3 protein-coding genes are annotated in these 2,964 nt (G+C 67.4%); all 3 read left to right on the top strand.

The window, feature by feature from the left end; all coding sequences use genetic code 11:
- A partial coding sequence (locus HUU95_RS12660) for a hypothetical protein (RefSeq protein ID WP_217429840.1) occupies positions 1-874 on the top strand: 874 nt, incomplete at its 5' end.
- 430 nt (positions 875-1,304) lie between these two features.
- Entirely contained in the window at positions 1,305-2,240 is a 936-nt protein-coding gene (locus HUU95_RS12665; protein ID WP_302480129.1) for a helix-turn-helix domain-containing protein, read from the top strand.
- Between the two features lie 109 nt (positions 2,241-2,349).
- On the top strand, positions 2,350-2,925 hold the full coding sequence (locus HUU95_RS12670; RefSeq protein WP_174280429.1) for a DUF4142 domain-containing protein: 576 nt from the start codon (positions 2,350-2,352) through the stop codon (positions 2,923-2,925).
- The last annotated feature ends 39 nt before the right edge of the window (positions 2,926-2,964 follow it).

Genomic DNA, 2,964 nt, shown 5'->3' on the forward strand with positions numbered 1-2,964 from the left:
CGGCGTCCCGCACTATCTGATCCACGCGTACGACAATCCCGAGCTGGCGCAGCGTGGCCTGCCTGCGGCTCGGGCCTACGCGAAGATTGCGCCCTCGGCCCCCCATGCGCTGCATATGCCATCACACATCTTCACGCGGCTCGGCCTGTGGGATGACTCCATAGCGTCCAATATCGCGGCGCGAGACGCGGCCCGCGCGCAGAGCGATGTCGGCGAGGAACTGCACGCCATGGATTATCTGACCTACGCCTATCTCCAGCGAGGCCGAGCGAGCGATGCGGCGCGGGAAGTGGCGGATCTCAAGGCCATGCACGGCCTCTCCGGAGCCGGTTTCAAGATCGGCTATGCCGGCAACGCCATGCCCGTACGTCTCGCAGTCGAAACCCATGATTGGACCACGGCGGCTCAGCTCACGCCGATGCCTGGCTCCGCGCCACAGGTCGCTGCGATCGTCTGGTGGGCTCGTGCGCTGGGCAAGCTGCGCGCTCCGACGCCCGGTTCCGCCGACGCCGATATTGCTGAGCTTCAGGCTTGTCTCGAGGCGATCCGCGCGGCGCACGACAGCTACTGGACCGCGCAGGTCGATGCCCTGGTCAAGTCCGCGCAAGCCTGGCGCCTCGCGGCGTCCGCCAACACCGCCGCCGCGGTAACGACGATGCGGGAGGCTGCGGACGAGGAAGACGGGCTCGAGAAGCTTCCTCTCACGCCGGGGCCGATCGTCCCTTCGCGCGAGCAGCTTGGTGAGCTGTTGCTTGCCGAGGGAAGGCCACGAGAGGCGCTTAGCGCATTCGACGCCGCGTTGGCGCTGGCGCCCGGCAGACTGGGGGCGCTGAGAGGTAAGGCCGAGGCCGAGCGCCGTATCGGCAGGCTTTGAAGGGCGGCGCCATGCCTGCCGTTGCTCGGGCTGCTTAGCGGCTAACCTGCTGACCGCCGTGCCGCCCTATGTCGCGATCTACAAGCCGCCTGAATGCCGGTGTCGGGTTTACGAGGCCCCGGCCTGAGGATGCTCGACTAGACGCTGACCACCACCTCACGCCATGCAGGAGGCAGACCGATTACGCTGACACCGGGTCGCGACATCCACATGAACAAGCGGCCGAAGTTGGGCAGCCGGAAAGCGGCCGGGAATGTCGCTTTGTGGGTCATCCCCGCTCGGATCGATCTAGTTCGGGGCCGCTCGGTTGATCGGCGGCGACGGCAGAGGGGTCTTGCCTATTGGATTGGACCTGGCATTTGTCCGGGCAACGTTGCACTGTGCGTAAGTGTCCTAAAGGTTCACGCTGATCGATCCGACTCTCAATCGTCTGCTAACCGCCCTTGATGTGGCGCCGCACGCCTTCTCGGTGTGCCGGATCCAGTCCGGTTGGCGGATGAGCTTTCCGGTGTTCAAGGCCGTCACGGTCCACTTCGTGCTGCGCGGGTCGGGGCATATCCAGGCTGGTGAGACGGCTCCGGTTCCATTCGCTCCATCGAGCGTCCTGGTCGTGCCGGCCTTGCAGCCGCACTGGGTCGGCGACGCCGACAGATCCGCCGCGACCGGCGCTGCGGCTGACAAGTGCGAGCTGATCGGGGACGGCCTCGTCGAGTTCACCGCGGGCGACGGCGCCGATGACACGCTGCTGCTGTGCGCCGCCGTTTCGGCGCCGGACCAGGCGGCGCTCGGTCTGTTCGACCTGATGCGCTGGCCGGTGGCCGACGACCTGGCAGCGAGCGGCGTACCGGCCGCGATCGTCGATGCCATGCGCCACGAGGTCACCAACGCCGGTCTGGGAACCCAGGCGATGTGTCAGGCGCTGATGAAGCAGGCGCTCATCATGCTGTTGCGTCGGCACTGGTCGCAGGCGGACGGGTCGACCGTCCTCGATGCGCTCCACCACCCCCGGCTGGCGCGCGCGATCGCCGCCATCATCGAGCATCCCGGCGCGGACCACAGTGTGAACAGCCTTGCCGGTCTCGCCGGCATGAGCCGGGCGTCGTTTTCCGATCATTTCTCACGCACCTTCGGACAAGGCCCCATCGACTTCGTGCAAAAGGCGCGTTTGCGGGTGGCCGCGCGGCTGCTCAGGGTCACCGACCTGCCGATCAAGGCCATCGCTCAAAGCGTGGGCTACGCCGGATCGCGGCCGTTCTCCCGCGCGTTCGAAGCCACCTATGCCATGCTGCCGTCGGCGTACCGGCTGGCGCCGCTGCCGCCGCCAGTGGGTCTGGACGATCTGCAGGTCACCGATCGTCCAGACTGACCGACCGGCTGTCCAATCCTCGAGCGACTGTGGAACGGGTCGATCAGCGAGCCGTCCTGCCAAGGACCCTCGCGCATGTGTGCCTTCGGTCACCATGAGAGGAACGCCCATGCTTACCGACCGTCGCACTATCCTGACCGGGGCCGCCGCCGCCCTCGTTGCCGTCCCCGCCATGGCGATGGCGCAGCGGCAGCGCCGCATGGGAATGGACCCGGCCGCGATGCCGATGCCCGATGTCTCCGGCACCCGTACGCACACGCAGTTCGAGATGGGCGTCTTCGGCCCGGCGATGCTGTCGCTGGCAACCAGCCAAATCGCGGTCGACCGGGCGCGGAAGGCCGACGCGCGCGAGTTCGCCGGCTTCGAGCTGACCGAGGCGGTCGCCGTCACGACCGTGCTGAAGCAGCTCGGCAACACCCCGCCGCCGATGGACGCCAAGGCGCAGGCGACGCTGGACAAGATTCGCTCGGCGGCGCCCGGTGCGGCGTTTGATCGCGCGTACATCGATGCGCAGTACGAGAACCACGTGTTCCTGCGCGATCTCGCCACCGCCTACCTCGCCAGCCCGGCGGACGCGAGCGACATGATGGAGATGCACGGACGCCACCTTGCGACGCTCACGCTGGCGACATTCAAGGAGCATACGATGATTACGCAGCGCATCGCGTACGAACTCCGCGCCTGACGCGAGAACCGGCCTCCTCCCGACGGGAGGAGGCCTTCC

The organism is Sphingomonas bacterium, from assembly GCF_903643065.1.
In the GTDB taxonomy this organism is placed as follows: domain Bacteria; phylum Pseudomonadota; class Alphaproteobacteria; order Sphingomonadales; family Sphingomonadaceae; genus Sphingomonas.

Excerpts from the sequence above, each read along its gene's own strand:
- HUU95_RS12670 (WP_174280429.1), top strand. The coding sequence starts at position 2,350 with ATGCTTACCGACCGTCGCACTATCCTGACCGGGGCCGCCGCCGCCCTC.